This window comes from Mesomycoplasma ovipneumoniae (assembly GCF_033343935.1).
GTDB lineage: Bacteria > Bacillota_I > Bacilli_A > Mycoplasmatales > Metamycoplasmataceae > Mesomycoplasma > Mesomycoplasma ovipneumoniae_G.
Window position 1 is genome coordinate 18067 of record NZ_JAWPGQ010000005.1, and the last position, 16865, is coordinate 34931.

The window sequence follows — 16865 nt, forward strand, 5'->3', positions numbered from 1 at the left end:
AAAAAAAAAAAAAAAATGCTTGGTCTAAAAAAAATTTATGTTACAATTAGACACACTAAGAAGAATTAATAAATTTTGATATTGAATTAAGGGGGATTAATTATGTTTTTTTCCTAAAAAATCAGCCAATGCAAATTTTTGCACTATGTTTTAAATGTGGTAAAATGCCTTAAAATTAACCTTTTGCAAAAAAAAAAAAAAAATGTTTGGTCTAAAAAAAATTTATGTTACAATTAGACTCAATAAGAAGAATTAATAAATTTTGATATTGAATTAAGGAGGGATTAGTTATGTTTTTTGGATAAAAAAATCAGATATTGCGAATTATCCATTATGTTTTTAAATATAATGGAATGCCTTAAATTTAACCGTTTAGAAATCTATAAATTTATGGCTTTTAATTATGGCTCTTTCAAAACTTCACATATTTTTTTAGGCTCAATTTAAATAAAAACGAGTTTTCTATTTAAATTGAGTTTAAATAGCAGTTGTATTTTTATGATTTTTGTCAGTGTTTTGAACTAAAAAAGTAGTTTAAAAATCACATAATTTTGCTTTTTAAATTAAAATTTTAGCTTTTTTAATTCACTTTATTTGACTGTTAAGTAGATTTTTCTTTCGTGATGGTTATATTTCAAAAATTTTTTAGTAAAAAATTTTTTTGTGTTATAATTATCTTGAATAACAAAAAATCATTAAAGAATTTTTAGATATATTGTTCATTCAAAACTTAACCCTTTGCTAATCATTTATTCTTAGGAGCCATTCTTTTGAACTTTTGCTTCCTTTAATTTAGAAGTTTAAAAATTTGAATCTAAATTAATAGTAATCCTTTTTTTGTTGTATAATTATAGTGTTAAATCTTATGTTACTTTGGATCAGTACTCAAGAGGCTTAAGAGGATATGTTGGAAACGTATTAGGGGTTCAAAAAACCCGCGCAGGTTCAAATCCTGTCTGATCCGCCATATTAGCTCTCGTGGTGAAATTGGTATACACGTTAGATTGAGGTTCTAATCCGGAAACGGGTGCAAGTTCAAGTCTTGTCGAGAGCACCATATAATTAATCCTGTATAAAAATTAAATTATTCAAACTTAAAAAAAGCCGCTTAAATAAGTGGCTTTTTTTAAGTTTGAATAGATTTTTGACTTACTATTTCCTAAAAATTTCAAATTAATTATCAATAATCACTAGACGGTCTATAAGTTCGCTAATGAGTCCTTGAGTTAGATCGATTAATGAAATAATAGCGCCAGCATTTGAAAGCACGCTTGAAGCTAATAACGCTGGTCTAACGGTTGTTTGTATTTTTCTAACACTATTTGCAAGAGTTAAAACTCCTCGAAGTCATTTGTTAACGCTACCTGCAATACCAATTGCATTTGCATGGCTTGCCATTTGTCCTTTGATTTTATCGCTAATATCAAAAGGAGCTTTTTGTAGTTGATCATAAAGTTCTTTGTATTTTGCTGAAAGATAACTAAGCATTGACCCTGCCGCACCGGCTGAAACAGCAGCGACAAAATTAAGAGCAAAACCATAAGCCACGGCTAGTCCAAAATTTATTGCTGCAAATGAAGCAGTTTTTACATGTGACCTTCATACTCCGGCTGAATATCTATTATAAGTATCATTGTTTTGTGGAACTCCGGAGGCTGGAACTCTGCGAAAGCTTATTTTTCTAGGATCTCAAGGGAATGGAACATTACCCATAGATCAACGGTTTTGTGGTTTGTATTTGTATGAAAATGTTACTGATGGCATTTTGACTTTGCGTTGATATTGTTTTTTTAATTGGTCATAATTAATGCCTTTTGTTGCTAAAGTATCTTTTGCAAGTTTTTCAAGATTTGCCCTTGGATTTGCTTTTACTTTATTAATAAAATTATTGAAATCTTTTTTAAATCTACCAAGATTGCCAATTTTTCGTGCTTCCTGGTCAACATCTTGAACATTTAAAAAATTAACACTAGAATTTTGCTCTAATTGGCTAATAACGTTATTAGCTTCTGTATCTAAAAAGTTGTTAAATTCTTCATTATAAGCCAGACTTGTTGAATCTTTTTGATGCCAATTTTTCAGGGAAATAACTGAAATTACTGGAACACTAATTAACAAGCTAGCAAATGTTAAATTGGTTAATGGACTTAGACCAATAATTTTTTTAATATTTTTGTTATTTATTTTCATAAATCATCCCATTTCTTTGAGTAAAAAAATTTACTATATATCCTTATTATATAGTAAATTTTTGCTTTCAAATTTTTTTCTTTGTTTCTTTTTTTTCTGAGTTTGCCAGTTTGATGGCAAAAATTCACTTTTTAGCGAATATAAATATGCAAAAATACCCGTAAATCCGCGATTTTTGAGGCTAAAATCTTAATCTTTATTATTTTAAAATTAACGCTCGTAAAAAAAAAAAAAAAAATGTTTGGTCTAAGAAAAAATTATGTTATAATAGAGTCACTAAGAATAATTAATAAATTTTAATATTGAATTAGGGGGAATTAAGAATGTTTTTGTCATAAAAAAATCAGATATTGCGAATTATCCATTATATTTTTAAATATGATGGTATGCCGTAAATTTAACCGTTTAGAAATCTTCAAATTTAGGGCTTTTGGTTATTGTTCTTTCAAAACTTCATATGTTTTTTTAGGCTCGCTGCAAATAAAAACGAGTTTTCTATTTGCATTGAGTTTAAATAGTAGTTGTATTTTTTTATTGTTTTTGTCAGCGTTTTAACTAAAAAGGTAGTTTAAAAATTTCATAATTTTGCTTTTTAGTCTGCTTTTTTGGTTAATAAGTAGGTTTTTCTTTCGTGAGTGTTAGATTTAAAATTCAGTGTTTTTCGTTTGGTAGTTATTTGTCCTGAGTTTTCCAGTTATCTTAATAAATCGGTAAAAAATAGGTAATTAACTTTTGCCAAAAAAGTTAAAAAAGCGCCCAAAACCGGACACTCTTTTAAGATTATCTCATCAAACTGGGAAACTAGGGATATCCTTATTATATAGTAAATTTTTGCTTAAAATTTTTCTTTGTTTCTTTTTTAATGAAATACTCTAAGACACTAAAATTTTAGATTTTTTCATTAAAGGCGATCATAAATTCCTTTGGCAAATCAGTGCTAAATTCAAGTTCTTTTCCGTCAATATGTTTAAAAATTAATTTGTAAGCATGCAATCTTTGGCCTAAATTATCAACTTTGGTTCCATAAATTGGATCGCCATAAACTGGAAAACCTATATGAGCAAGATGTAAGCGAATTTGGTGAGTTCTACCAGTCTCAAGTTGGCATTTTATTAGGCTAAAATTTTGGTTTTTGTAAACAAAATGCTTAATTAATTCAACATTAGTTATTGCTTGTTTGGAATTAAAATAACTAACTGTCTTTTTTAAGGGATTTTTAGAATCACGAGCAATTGGCAAATTTATTTTAATAAATTTATGAGGTATTTTTCCAACTACTATTGCTTTATAAAATCTTTGAATTTCTCTTTTTGCCAATTGATCGGCAAAATATGAATGTGATTTTGCATTTTTAGCTACTAAAATAAGACCACTTGTATCTTTATCAAGTCGATGGATAATTCCTGGTCGAACTTTATCAAGATCACTGAGATTATTTTTTAAAAAATCAATGACTCCATTTACAAGTGTTCCGTCTCAATTGCCAACGCCAGGATGAACAACTAAATTTTTTGGTTTATTGATTAAAAGAATATCTTCATCTTCAAAAATAATTTCAAAATCAATTTTAGCAGCTTTTAATGATGGCTCTGGACTTGTATAATCATTTATGATCATAATACTTTGACCAGATTTTACAAGTAAATTTTTTTTAGAAGATAGAACATTATCAATCAAAACTTTTTTATTTAAAATTAAATTTTGAGCAATAGCCCGTGAAGAATTAGTTAATTTAGCAACCAAAATATCAATTCTTATCGGTTCTGAATCATAAATAAGATTAATTATTTGATTTTTGTGCATGAATTATTCAAAGTTCTTTATGATAGTAAAGAACAAGTTCATCAATTAACGGGAAAATTAAATGTTGAATTTCAAAATTTGACTCGTCTTGTTGGATATTTTTGCAAACTTCAAGAATTAGCTTGATTTGTTTGCCAATTTTTTCAAGAGCTACTTCAGAAGTTCAAATTTTTGAATTAAATATTTCTAAATCTGAATTTTGACTAATTTCATCAAAACTTGAAATTGCAACTTGTCCTAGTGAACGGATTTTTTCAGCGACTTCGTCAACAAATTCAATTGTTTTTTTTGCTAATTTGTCTGTATATTTATGAATAACTAAAAAATCTACATCTTGTAGGTTTCAATGAAAATTTTTCAAATTAGTATACAAAACAGTTAGATTTGCTTGTAATTTATTTAATTTTGTAATCATATTTAAAATTATTGACTATTTTTTTACAGGATTTTTTTGCGCTTTTGCTGCCATACGACGAAATCTTTCAATTCTTCCGGTAGTTCGACTAAGTGATCTATCACCAGTAAACTGAGGATGGCAACCAGAACAAATATCAATTGTAAATTTATCAACTACTGTTTTGATAGTAAATTCTGAATTACAAGTTGAACAAGTTAGAGCTAAGTCGTGTTGAACAGGATGGATATTTTTTTTCATGTTAGTCCTTATAATTTTTTTTAAATCAATTATAAAATTATACTTGTTTTTCGATATTTTAAAAATTTTGTGCTAATTTTTTAATTTCAGTCTGATGTTGCTCAACAAAATCGCTAATTGATAGTTGATTTGCTGGGGCTACTTTTGTTCCTGCAAGAACAAAAGGGCTTGAGACAATTTTAGCACCTAAAAATTCAAAAATTTGTTTAATTAAGGCAGTATGATTTCCAAATGGATATCAACCAATTGGAGCTCCTTGGGCTGTAAGAATTTGTACATTTTTTATGTTATCTAATAATCCGTGATACTCGCCAGTTTCTTTATTAAGACTAAAGGTTTGATTTGGGATTGTAATTGCATCAAAAAAGTTTTTAGTTGTGGCTGAATAATTAAAATTTGTCATTGAAGTTGAAAAAACAACTTTATCTACTTTTTTTAATTTATCAATTCAAAACTCTGCTTGTGCATTTTGGTAAAAACTACCATCTTCAAAATTTTTTTCTGTTAAATTAATGTTAGCAATCGCAAATTTATTTAGATCAAGAACTTCAATTTGATCTTGCGGATTAATCTCTCTGTAAAATTTAACAAAAAGATCTGAAAGAGTCGAAGAATATGATCCTTTTTGTTCATTAACTGATGACTTTAAAACTAGAATATTCATAATTTTCCTATTTTTACTTTTTTTAAAAACTTTTGGCTGTCTCTTCGATATGCTTTAGGAGAGTCTCATCAAAGCCATTTTCTTTATATTTATAAGACTGTTCAATAATAAGGGGATTATTAATTTTTTTAGCACCAAGAAAATTAAAAGTACCAATGATTGTCTCAGCTGGATTTGGACTTGGCAGTTCTTCTTGTTTTGAATGTGAGCTTAATATAATTTGGACATTTTCAATATTATCAAGAAGACCAATTGCTCCACCTTTTTTTGAATATTTATAAGAAAATGTACGATCAGCAAGACAAACTGCATCAAAAAAATTTTTAATTTGGGCTGAATAGCCTCAATTTATTATCGGTGATGAAATAATTACTTTTTTGGCTTGTTTTAGCTTTTCAATTCAAAAATCAGCATCAACTTCTTTTCAAAAACTTGAAAAATTTTCTGAATTTAGGGAAATTTGCCCGACTTTATAATCATTAAGATCAAATTCACTAATAATTGCATCAGGATTTTGCTCTTTATAATGTTCAATAAAAAGTTTTGCAACATTGTTAGAAGTTGAATTTTGGTTTAAATGTGACTTTATATATAAAACCTCTGTCATTTTAGCCTCCATTTTATTTTATTTGCTATTTAATTAATTAAATTTTACCTTAAAAAACAATTAAAAAAAATAAAAAAAAATTATTACCAAAATTAAAATTTTCTGGTATAATAAATATCTCAATTATGTTGCCAGATTAAGAATAGAATTATCTTGCCAGAATAAGAATAAAAGATTAAGAATTAAAATTAGTTTGTTTTATTCCTGGCATAGCTTGTTTTTTACTCTTGTTTTTTTTATTTTAGTTCAATAGCTTTTACTTTTTTGCATTAAATTTTAAAAAATATTTTAAAATTTAACTTTTGTATTATAATTTAGCCTTTAATGTAAAAGTTTAAATATATTATAAAAACTAGTTGAACTAGCAATTACAGGAGTAAATATGTCATTAAGTTTTTTTTCAAAGGCAAAAAAAGTTGAAAGACAAACACAAGCCTTAAAAATAATCAAAGAAACTGAGTCAGAAAATTTATCAGCAAAACAATTAAAATTAATTCGCTGAGCAAACGATACTCCACGAGTTAAAGTTGGTAAAATTCAAGATGCTAACTTACCTGGTTCGATAATAGATTTTAAAAACGTATCAAAATATTATCTTTTTGGCTCTGTTGTTACAAAAGTTTTTGCAGATATTAGTTTTAGTATCGCCGAGGGTGATTTTGCTATTTTAAATGGTAAATCCGGATCAGGAAAGTCAACAATATTGAATCTAATGTCAGGGCTTGATAGGGCAACTGAAGGTGATATAATTGTTGACTCGGTTAATTTAGCCTACCTTAAAAATTCAGAGCTTACAAAATTCCGTCGTCAAAAAGTTTCATTTATTTTCCAATCATATAATCTTCTAGGAAATATAAATGGGTATGATAATGTTCAAGTTGGCGCTTATCTTCAAGGTGATAAAACAAAACTTTTGGATATCCAGGATTTATTTTCTGAATTTGAACTAGATGATATAAAATTTAAATTCCCGTCACAAATGTCCGGTGGTCAACAACAGCGAATTTCAATATTAAGAGCTCTTGTTAAAAACGCAAAAATAATTTTTGCTGACGAGCCAACCGGCGCTCTTGATGAAAATAACACAAATATAGTTTTAAGAATTCTTAAATACATTAATAAAAAATATAAAACAACAATCGTCATGGTTTCTCACGATCCCCAAATGGAACCTCTTGCCGACTTAATTATAAAAATAAATAACGGAAAACTGACAACAAACCGGCAAAAATCACTCTCATTTGAAGAATTTCTCCAAGCAAAAAATAAAACTGCCTAATTCATAGCTATTAATTTTAGAACCAAGGAAAAAAAATGAAAATATCGAAAATTTCAGTCGCCGAATCTGTTGGAAAAGGTCATCCTGATAAAATTTGTGACCAAATTGCTGACTCAATTCTTGATAAACTTTTAGCTCAAGATCCAGACTCAAGGGCGGCAATTGAAGTGATGGCTTCAAATCGACTTATTATTATCGGCGGTGAAATTTCGACAACTGGCTATGTTGATTTTGTCAAAACTGCTTGGGAAATTTTATTTGAAATTGGCTATACCGAAAATGATTTTACAATAATTTCGAATGTAAATAACCAGTCAAGAGAAATTTCTAGTCTTGTAAATCGTTCTGAAAATAGCCTTGGTGCTGGTGATCAGTCGATTGTTTATGGTTTTGCCACTAATGAGACTAAAAATTTTATGCCTCTTGGTCAAAGTCTTGCCCACTCTTTGGTTCAAAAAGCTGAATTTTACCGTAAAAATGGTCAGTTTTTAGAAGCCCTTGCTGATATGAAATCTCAAGTTGAAGTTGTCTATGACCAAAACAGCCAACCAAAAATAACTAAAATGTTAATGTCAATTCAGCATTTAAAAAATTATGACATAACTCGCTTTCGCGACTTTGTATTAAATAAAATTATGATACCAACTGCCAAAGAACATGGTCTAAATTCAGATTTTAAAACTTTCATTAATCAAGCTGGTGAATTTACAATTGGTGGCCCAATTGGTGATAGTGGTCTGACTGGGCGAAAAATAATTATGGATTCCTACGGAGATGCAGCTCACCATGGTGGTGGAGCTTTTAGTGGAAAAGACTATACAAAAGTTGATCGAAGTGGAGCTTATATTGCCCGTTATATTGCAAAAAATCTAGTTGCCGCTAATTTAGCAGATGAAATTGAAATTCAACTCTCATATCAAATTGGCTCTGAATTTCCTGATTTAGTTAATATTACTTATGTTAAAAATTCTAAATTTAGCACAGATCAAATTAGTCAAATTATTAGAGATGTTTTTGATCTTCGCCTTGCTAATTTAGTTAGTCAACTTGGGCTATGAAAGCCAATTTACAAAAATCTTGCAGTTTATGGACATTTTGGCCGCGATGATCTTGATCTTAGCTTTGAAAAGACTGACTGTGTTGAAAAAATTCACCAATATTTATCAAAGCAAGACTGAAAAAATTAGCCCAATTTTTTTAAGATTTTTTACTACCTTTTTTTATAATTTATATTATAATTTAAGTGAATAAGTAAAAACAAATTAAAACAAGTTAAACAAGTTAAACAAAGTAATTTGCAAAAGGAGATATCATGGTACTGTATTTATCAAAAAGAAAAAAAATAATCGCCGTTTCATTGCTCGGACTTTCTGTTGCCAGTGCAGCTTATATTCCGAGTGTTTTTTCAGGTAGTATTTTTGATCCTTTAGAAGTTTCATATTCAACATCAACTCCTTCAATAGTTTTGAAAAACACCCCAAATGATGTTAATTTTTCTCCTGTTGCAAATACAAATTTTATTAATCCACCTAAAAAACAAAATCTACCTGAAGCGCCAATCCCAAGTCCAGGCCCAAAAATAGTTGTCCCAAAACCAGTTGAAACCGTCCAACCCCCAACAGTTAAAAAAATCGACAACCCAGTTCCTCAATCAACACCAAAAGCAAAACCAAGACCAATCTCACCAATTGTTACCCCAATTCGAACTATCACCCGCCCAGCTCCTCGTCCGGCCCAAAGAGTAAGAACAATTCAAACAGTTACTCCTCCAAGAGTCCAAGCCCGACCGGTAACTCCAACTTTTACCCCACCTGCTCCTACTCCTGCGGCTACTTATCAGCAAGTTGATCCAAATGGAAAATATGGTCAAGCTATCCAAAACCTTATATTTCGGGCTTCAACTAATGTAGGTACTACTAATTCAAATATTGCAAGAATAACTGCTGAAATTAGAGAATTAGAAAGACAGCAACATCAAAAACATGACTCAGTTTACTGATCAGGGTCAAAAGTGGTAGGTACTGAGGAATATGAAAAACGTCTTAAAGTTTGAAATGAAAGTTATAATTACCAAATTAACCAAAAAAAATATGAACTTGAGCGCCAACAATACGATTTAAAGTACCACTCTGAACGTAAAGCCCGTTTTGAACAAGGACGCCTTGATAGCCAAGAAATTGGTCTGCTTGAAAAAGGTTATACTCCCGACAAGGAAACTGACGGATGAGAACCTAGAAATAATATCGTTAAAAATGCAATTAAAGCTGATAATGCAAGAGGAATTGCACCTTATGATAGTCCATGGCCAAATCAAGATTCAACAGTTTTAAGTAGCCTATCTCGTCAAGGTTGATCTGGCGGACTAAATGATCCTAGCTCACATGTAAAGGATTCAACCTTTAATTTTGCTCTCTCAAGTGCCGGTATTCCTAATGGTAGCAATGCTATTCGCCTAATTCAATACAAGAAAAATCCCGGTAACACCGCTGGAAATAACGGACTAACCCAATTCAAATCACTTTATTTAGACTCCTCAGATCCAACTGCTCTGTCAAAATTTGATAGCATCCTTGCAAGTCTAGCCACATCTCAAAGTGACCTAAAAGAAGTTGTCCTTCAAAATGTCAAAGGTGAGTACACCTCAACAATCGAACGAATTATTTCAAAACTTCCTAGTTCAATTACTTCGTTGCGTCTTTTTGTTGAAGACAATAAAGGGCTTGAGGCACTTTCAAAATTAGAAAATCATAAACTTACTGAACTCTCACTTTATTCAAATGCCCAAAAAGAAACCGGAACTTGAGCTATTAATCCTAACGGGCTTAAAAATGTTGACTTTATTAAATGAGACTTTGTTGATAAAGCAAATATAAATCTTTATAATGATAAAGCAAAATTACCTGGTTCAATTCGTTTTGACACCTTAAGTTGAACAAAAGAGCTAGGAACTACTGACAAAATTAATGAAGGACTAAAAATCGCTTTTGGATCAAAAATTAATCAGCGAGTATTCCAAGGAGTTTTTGGTGGCCGTGGGGGCTATCCACCTAACCTTGATTTTTCTAAAACCGAAATAAAAACTTTTAAAGATATTAAATTTGACGAGGCTAACCAAGAATTCAACCGTCAGATTTCAACATGAGAAACTGACACTGGTATTAAAGAACAAGCTAACTTTTTCTTAAAGTTCCGTGACATTTCCTTTGGAATTGACTCTGATAGTTCTACTTCAGGACCAAAAACCAAGAAAATTCGCTTGTTATTAATGCAAATATTAAAAAAGCCAAAACACATCTAAACAAAACAAGTACTAATTCAGACTCTCCTAATCTGGATGATATTGAAATTCAAATTAATCAAGAAGGTGAGGTAATTTTAAATAGTGCTTCGCTTGAATTTGTTAACAAAAAAGCTGAACTCTATTTTGAAGAAGGTATACCAAAACTAAAATTAGAAGGTTATGTTTTTGACTTTAGAGAGCTTAAAAATCAAACTCGGGTTGAAAAAACCTTCTTTTTCCTCTTGCCTTTTATTCCATTTATTTCAAATGCTATCGCAGCTGCCATTGCCGCAGTAGCAGTTTCGACAGCTGCTGCGGTAGCTGTCGAAACTTTTCCAAAGGTTGTTGATGATGTAGGTAGATGATTTGGGACCCGTGAAAGTTACTATTCGTCAGATAATTATGCCCCTGTTCCTGCGCCAGCTGATAATAATCCTGTTACTTGAAGAACTGAAAGCTCAATTGTGGTTGACTTAGATAAATTGCCAAAAGCAAAAGGTGAGCCTAGTATTAAAGAAATAGCAAATACAGCGACTTTAGAACTTTCTATTGTAAAAGCAAAAGAAAAGGAAAAATTAGTAAACTACACGGGAATCCATCCTGCATGATTTTTTAATTTTCACAATGAAAAGTTAGAACCTTATTTTGTTATTAGTAAACAAGCAATTCCAGAACCTGCAGCCTGACTTTTAGCGGTTGGAAGTTTGCTAGCCCAATCAGAATTAACCAAAATTATTATTAAAAACTTGCTACCTAGTTCAGTAAAAGATAATGAAAATGTTTATGACCGTGAAAATATGGATAAGAAACTAAATTCACCTATTGATTTTTATTCATATAATAGATCAGTTATGGAAAATTTGGCTATAAAAACAAAATATACAGCAAATTTGATGGTAGGAAATAAAGGACCAAGAAACCCAAATTATAATTTAAATAAAGATATCGGTTTTACTAATGATCGCTTTGTTGTTGGGAAAGGACTAGCTAGTGATGCTATTGATTGAACTAACCCTAAAAATGCGTTTAATATTGATACAAGCAAAAATAAAAATATACCATCATACATAAAAATATATTTTCCCAGTTATCACGTAAGGAGAGCAAGAATGATAAAGGGAAAATTCGATAAGAAGGATTTTATACCAAGAAAAAAAATGTTAAATGTTGAAAAGGTGCATTTTTTATATGGAGATGCAATTAGATTTAGTAACTAAGGCAAAAAAACAGTTAATTAAACTAAAATATATGGAAATTAATATTAAAAGTCGTTGTTCAATTCGAAACATGACTGATGATGATGTGGATTCAACGTCTGATTGTTATTATAAGAATTATCCATTTCCAAATTTTTTATCCAATTACCTTTATGAATACTTCAATCCTAATCCAATTGAAAGAATTATTAGTTTAAATTATAAACAAGAAGATTATGTTTATAATTTAAGACTAGAAGATATCCCAAAAAGTGCGTTTTTTTCCAAAAAACTCAATAAATTTGGTTTTTATAATGATATTAGGTGTTTAATTGGCGGTTGAGCAAACGGTGAATATTGTTATAAAAATGGAAAAGAAAATCTTGGTCTTATCTCTGAACTTTATCCTGCATACACTTTACACGACGGTAAAGGTTTTGAAGAGGTTGTTGTTGTCTTTGAAAACTTTGATGATATTGAAAAATGTGAATTTTCAATCTCTTATCCGGCTATTTTTTGAAAAATATTTAAATCAAAAACCAAATTAAGAGAAATTGAAGCTTTAATTATTAAGGAAATTCAGGAAAGCGTTCCTTATGCAAAGCCAAAAAATTTATCAAATTACCATGAAAAAATCTTTGATTTTTTATCAAATAGATTTGAATATGATTCAAAGTTTGTAGATATAAATAAACCATATTTAGGACAAAATGTAGAAAATATTTACAATTTGTTATTAAAAGAGAATTATAATTTTGGTGAAAAAACCCAAATTGAGCCAATTCAAAATGTATTTACTTTTGAAACTTACGAAAATTTACTTAAAAAATTTGAAAAATACGGGATTAAAAAACTCGATTTAAACATTGAAAATCGTGATAAATTTATTCTTAGTTGATTTGATAAATTTGGTCCAGAATATCGAAAGTATTGCATCAAACTTTTTGGTGAAGACGGCAAAAATTATTATGATAATGTGAATAATTGGACAAATAAAATCGAATTAATCTATTTGTTGCAAATTTTATTTGGTCCTAAATATTGAGTTGAAGATCTAGATTTTTATCCCGATGAGCCTGATTTTCTTATTCTACCAAGCTGAGCAAAATTAAAACTTGAAAATTTCGAAATTTTTTACTTTGGTGGACAAGAATATGGCCTTTTTGATGAAATAATTTCCCAATTTGACTCAAAAAAGCCAGTTTTTTGATTTAAACCATATTACTACTCCGCCTATGGAGCTGGTGATGCATGAATTTTACCAATTGCATTAAAAAATTTCATTTTATTGAATGTTGACGGTGAAAAAATTTATTACTGATTTTGCCATTCAAATTTATATAATAATATTTATCAAGGTAAATACGAAATTTTAAAATATTATTTTAAACAAAAATTAGTCAAACTTGAACAAGATATTTTTTTGCGTGATGGTAAGGATCCGGAGTTCTATGTTTCTAGATCAACAAGACAAAATAATTTAACTAAAAATGTGATTGGATCATCTATGGAAGAATTAATTTTATATCGGGATGCCTTGAATAAATTTCTAAAAGAAACAGACCATGAATTTGAGTATTTTAGACGCTTTCTAGAAAATACTAATTTATATAGCCAACAAGAAAAAGAATTGATTTTACAACAACACCTTCTCTTTTCTTGAGATAATGATGATAGAACTGAATATTATAATGAAATTGCAAGAGTAGATTTTCGCGGTTATAAAAGCAAAAAATTTATTGAGATAGAAGGGGAATAGTAGATCTTTTTGTTAATTAATAAATTTAAACACAAATAATTTAAGTTTATTTTTAAAATTTTTAACTTGTTTTTCACTTTTATTTATTTAAAAATAGTAATTTTGTTAAAAAAATTTTGTTTATTTGCAAAAATTGCTTGAATTTTTTATCAATTTTTTTAAGAGGCTGGATTTTAATGAAATTTTCCCTAAAAAGTTTTAGTGTATGCTATAATTTTAATGAGTAAAGAATTTGAATATAGCATATAAAAAGGGAGAAAACATGAATAAAAAACTGAAACTTTTTAAGTTTATTGTTAATATTATTACTTTTTCATTATTAAGTCTAAGTGTTTTTAGTCTACTTTGACATTTTCAAAATACAAAAAACTATTCAGATTTTAAACTCACAACCCGTGATTTAGATTTATTAAATTCAAAAAAACGCTAAATTTTGCTGATTTAGCCCAAATTTTTTCAACCAAAAACCAAGAAAATTCACTTGTTATTAATGCGAATATTAAAAAAAGTCAAACACATCTAAACAAAGCAAGCACTAATTCAGCCCCTCCTAATCAGATGATATTGAAATTCAAATTAATCAATATGGTCAGCTAATTTTAAATAGTTATTTACTTAAAATTGCTAACAAAAAAGTGAGCTCTATTTTGAAATGAGCATACCAAAACTAAAATTTAAAGTTCATGCTGTTGACTTTAGAGAACTTCAAAATCAAGCTCGTGTTGAAAAACCTTCTTTTTTATAAATCAGTATAGTAATAATAAAAATGTTAAATATTGAAAAGGTGGATTTTTATATGAAAAACCAATTAGATTTGATGTCTAAATCAAGAAAACAATTAAAAGAACTAAAATATTTAGAAATTGATTTTAAAACTTATTGCTCAGTTAAACACATATTTTCTGATAATGTTTTACCCTGTGATCCCTATGAAAAATATGAAGCAATTCCAGACTTTTTATGAGTCTATGTCATGGATTTTTGCTCGGTTGTGCACAATCCAATTGAAACTATTATTGGCTTAGATTACAAACGTGATGATTATGTTTATAATTTAAGACTAGAAGATATCCCAAAAACAGTCTTTTTTTTGAAAAAACTGCATGACTTTGATTTTTATGATGAAATTAGGTGTTTGTCCCGTAGATGAGGTGATGAAGATTATTGTCGAAAAAAAGAAAATCTAAGTGATGAGTGTGAATGAGAACCCTATTTTTCGGACTCGACCTATGACACTAAAGGCTTTAGATCGGTAATCGTTGGTTTTGAAAATTTTGGTGATACAGAAAAATGTGAATTTTCAATTTCCTTTCCTGCAGTTTTTCAAAAAATGTTCAAATCAAAAGACGAACTAAAAAAAATTGAAAGTATGATAATTAAGGAAATCAAAGAAAGCATTCCTTATGCAAAGCCAAAAAATTTATGAAATTATCGGGAAAAAATCTTTGATTTTTTATCAAAAAGATATGAATATAATTCAAAATTTGTAGATATAAACAAACCATATTTAGGACAAAACGTAGAAAATATCTACAATTCGTTGTTAAAAGAGAATTATAATTTTGGCGAAAAAACCCAAATTGAACCAATTCAAAATGTATTTACTTTTGAAACTTATGAAAATTTGCTTAAAAAATTTGAAAAATACGTGATTAAAAGGCTTGATCTAAACATTGAAAACCGTGATAAATTTATTCTTAGTTGATTTGATAAATTCGGTCTTGAATATCGAAAATTTTGCATCAACCTTTTTGATAAATTAGGCCAATTTTATTATGATAATTTGAATAAATGAACAAATAAAATTGAATTTATCTATTTGTTGCAAATTTTATTTGGTCCTAGATATCATATGGACACTGAGAATGTCAATCTTGCTGAACCTGATTATTTTATTTTACCAAGTTGGGCAAAACTAAAACCGGAAAATTTCCAAATTTTTTACTTTGGCGGGCAAGAATATGGCCTTTTTGATGAAATAATTTTCCAATTTGACTCAAAAAAGCCAGTTTTTTGGTTTAAACCGTACTATCGTTCGACTTATAGCACCAACACTGGCTGAATTTCGCCCATATCACTAAAAAATTTCATTTTACTGTATGTTGATGGGCAAAAAATTTATTACTGAGTTGGCCATTCAAATCTATATGATGATATTTATCAAGGAAAATACGAAATTTTAAAATATTATTTTAAGGAAAAATTGGTTAAACTTGAACAAGATATTTTTCTGCGAAATAACCAAGATCCCCAGTTTGTTTTTTCTTCTCCATCAAAATCAAATTATTTAAATAAAAATGTAATTGAATCATCTATGGAAGAACTAATTTTATATCGTGATGCAATTAAAAAATTTCAAGAGGAAACAACTCATGAATTTAAGTATTTTGACGATTTTGTAGAAAATTCGGATTTATATACCCTGCAAGAAAAGAAATTGATTTTAGAAAGACACTTTGATTTTTCTTTAAATTATTGAGAAAAAAATAACTATTTTAAAGAGATTGATAAAACAGATTTTCGCAGTGAATATAGCGAGAAAGCTCGTGAAGATGAAAAAATGTTTGCTGATCTTTTCGATGGTGAAAAACTTCTAGACTAAACATTTTAAATTCTTTTTTTAAAATTTTTAGCTTTTTTATTTTAGCTTATTCAAAAATAAATATTTTGTTAGAAAAAATTTTGTTTATTGCAAAAGTTGCTGAATTTTTTGTGCCTATTTATTTTTTAAGAACTGAGTAAATAATTTAGCTGATATAAAAACTCCTGAGTTTGACAGTTTGATGGAAAACATTCACTTTTTATTGAATACAAATACACAAAAATGCCCGTAAATTCGGGTTTTTTGACGGTAAAATCTTAATTTTATTATTTTAAAATTAACCTTTTGTAAAAAAAAAAAAAAAATGTTTGGTCTAGAAAAAAATTCTGTTATAATTACACTCACTAAGAATGAATTAATAAATTTTGATATTGAATTAGGCAGGTTTAATTATGTTTTTTGTCATAATAAAATAAGATAGCGCGAATTATCCATTATATTTTTAGATATGATGGAATGCTTTAAATTTGACCGTTTGGAAATCTACAAATTTAAGGCTTTTGGTTATTGTTCTTTCAAAACTTCATATATTTTTTTAGGCTCAATGCAAGTAAAAGTGAGTTTTCTATTTGCATTGAGTTTAAATAGTAGTTTTTTATGATTTTTGTCAGTGTTTTAAACTAAAAAAGCAGTTTAAACATTTCATATTTTGCTTTTTAAGTTAAAATTTTAGCTTTTTTAGTTTGATTAATAAGTAGATTTTGCATTCACGAGTGTTAGATTTAAAATTCAATGTTTTTGTTTTGATAGTTATTTTTCTTGAGTTTGCAGTTTGACGCCGTTCATAGTGATTTGAATGCAAAATTTGGGCTTAATTTTTTAAATTAATG

The 16865-nt window shown here is 28.6% G+C and carries 13 protein-coding genes and 2 tRNA genes; 9 read left to right on the forward strand and 6 right to left on the reverse strand.

Annotated elements, in window-relative coordinates; translation table 4 throughout:
- Positions 1 to 875: 875 nt before the first annotated feature.
- Positions 876 to 967 (forward strand) — tRNA-Ser (locus tag R7X45_RS01745).
- Between the two features lie 5 nt (positions 968 to 972).
- Positions 973 to 1057: transfer RNA gene (locus R7X45_RS01750), tRNA-Leu, on the forward strand.
- A gap of 116 nt (positions 1058 to 1173) precedes the next feature.
- On the opposite strand, the gene R7X45_RS01755 is transcribed toward R7X45_RS01750, so the two are convergent.
- The 6 genes from R7X45_RS01755 to R7X45_RS01780 form a co-directional block, all read right to left on the reverse strand.
- Positions 1174 to 2190, reverse strand: a complete 1017-nt coding sequence (locus R7X45_RS01755; RefSeq protein ID WP_318055685.1) for a hypothetical protein — start codon at positions 2188 to 2190, stop codon at positions 1174 to 1176.
- Positions 2191 to 3078: 888 nt separating this feature from the next.
- Positions 3079 to 3993, reverse strand: coding sequence for an RluA family pseudouridine synthase (locus R7X45_RS01760; protein ID WP_318055686.1), 915 nt, complete (start codon positions 3991 to 3993; stop codon positions 3079 to 3081).
- Positions 3971 to 4408, reverse strand: a complete 438-nt coding sequence (locus tag R7X45_RS01765) for a Dps family protein (protein ID WP_044283876.1) — start codon at positions 4406 to 4408, stop codon at positions 3971 to 3973. Before R7X45_RS01765 ends, R7X45_RS01760 begins: the two co-directional genes overlap by 23 nt.
- A 15-nt stretch (positions 4409 to 4423) precedes the next feature.
- Positions 4424 to 4648, reverse strand: a complete 225-nt coding sequence (gene rpmE / locus R7X45_RS01770; protein WP_044283875.1) for a 50S ribosomal protein L31 — start codon at positions 4646 to 4648, stop codon at positions 4424 to 4426.
- Between the two features lie 58 nt (positions 4649 to 4706).
- Positions 4707 to 5312, reverse strand: coding sequence for an FMN-dependent NADH-azoreductase (locus R7X45_RS01775; protein ID WP_318055687.1), 606 nt, complete (start codon positions 5310 to 5312; stop codon positions 4707 to 4709).
- A 22-nt stretch (positions 5313 to 5334) separates the two neighbouring features.
- Complete coding sequence (locus R7X45_RS01780) at positions 5335 to 5919, reverse strand: FMN-dependent NADH-azoreductase (protein ID WP_318055688.1); 585 nt, start codon at positions 5917 to 5919, stop codon at positions 5335 to 5337.
- Between the two features lie 382 nt (positions 5920 to 6301).
- On the opposite strand from R7X45_RS01780, the gene R7X45_RS01785 reads away from it, so the two are divergent.
- From R7X45_RS01785 to R7X45_RS01815, 7 genes are all read left to right on the forward strand, one after another.
- Positions 6302 to 7198 (forward strand): ABC transporter ATP-binding protein, encoded by an 897-nt coding sequence (locus R7X45_RS01785; protein ID WP_318055689.1) that lies wholly within the window; start codon positions 6302 to 6304, stop codon positions 7196 to 7198.
- Positions 7199 to 7233: 35 nt separating this feature from the next.
- Positions 7234 to 8385 carry a methionine adenosyltransferase gene (gene metK, locus R7X45_RS01790; protein ID WP_318055690.1) on the forward strand — a complete coding sequence of 384 codons (1152 nt, stop codon included), beginning with the start codon at positions 7234 to 7236 and terminating at the stop codon, positions 8383 to 8385.
- A gap of 125 nt (positions 8386 to 8510) precedes the next feature.
- The gene (locus R7X45_RS01795) at positions 8511 to 10496 is read left to right on the forward strand and encodes a putative immunoglobulin-blocking virulence protein (RefSeq protein WP_318055691.1); all 1986 of its coding nucleotides are present in this window, start codon (positions 8511 to 8513) and stop codon (positions 10494 to 10496) included.
- A 224-nt stretch (positions 10497 to 10720) separates the two neighbouring features.
- On the forward strand, positions 10721 to 11695 hold the full coding sequence (locus R7X45_RS01800) for a hypothetical protein (RefSeq protein ID WP_318055692.1): 975 nt from the start codon (positions 10721 to 10723) through the stop codon (positions 11693 to 11695).
- Positions 11667 to 13433, forward strand: a complete 1767-nt coding sequence (locus tag R7X45_RS01805; protein WP_318055693.1) for a hypothetical protein — start codon at positions 11667 to 11669, stop codon at positions 13431 to 13433. Before R7X45_RS01800 ends, R7X45_RS01805 begins: the two co-directional genes overlap by 29 nt.
- A 262-nt stretch (positions 13434 to 13695) precedes the next feature.
- Positions 13696 to 13863 (forward strand): hypothetical protein, encoded by a 168-nt coding sequence (locus R7X45_RS01810; RefSeq protein ID WP_318051066.1) that lies wholly within the window; start codon positions 13696 to 13698, stop codon positions 13861 to 13863.
- 366 nt (positions 13864 to 14229) lie between these two features.
- Positions 14230 to 16035 (forward strand): hypothetical protein, encoded by a 1806-nt coding sequence (locus tag R7X45_RS01815; protein ID WP_318051067.1) that lies wholly within the window; start codon positions 14230 to 14232, stop codon positions 16033 to 16035.
- The last annotated feature ends 830 nt before the right edge of the window (positions 16036 to 16865 follow it).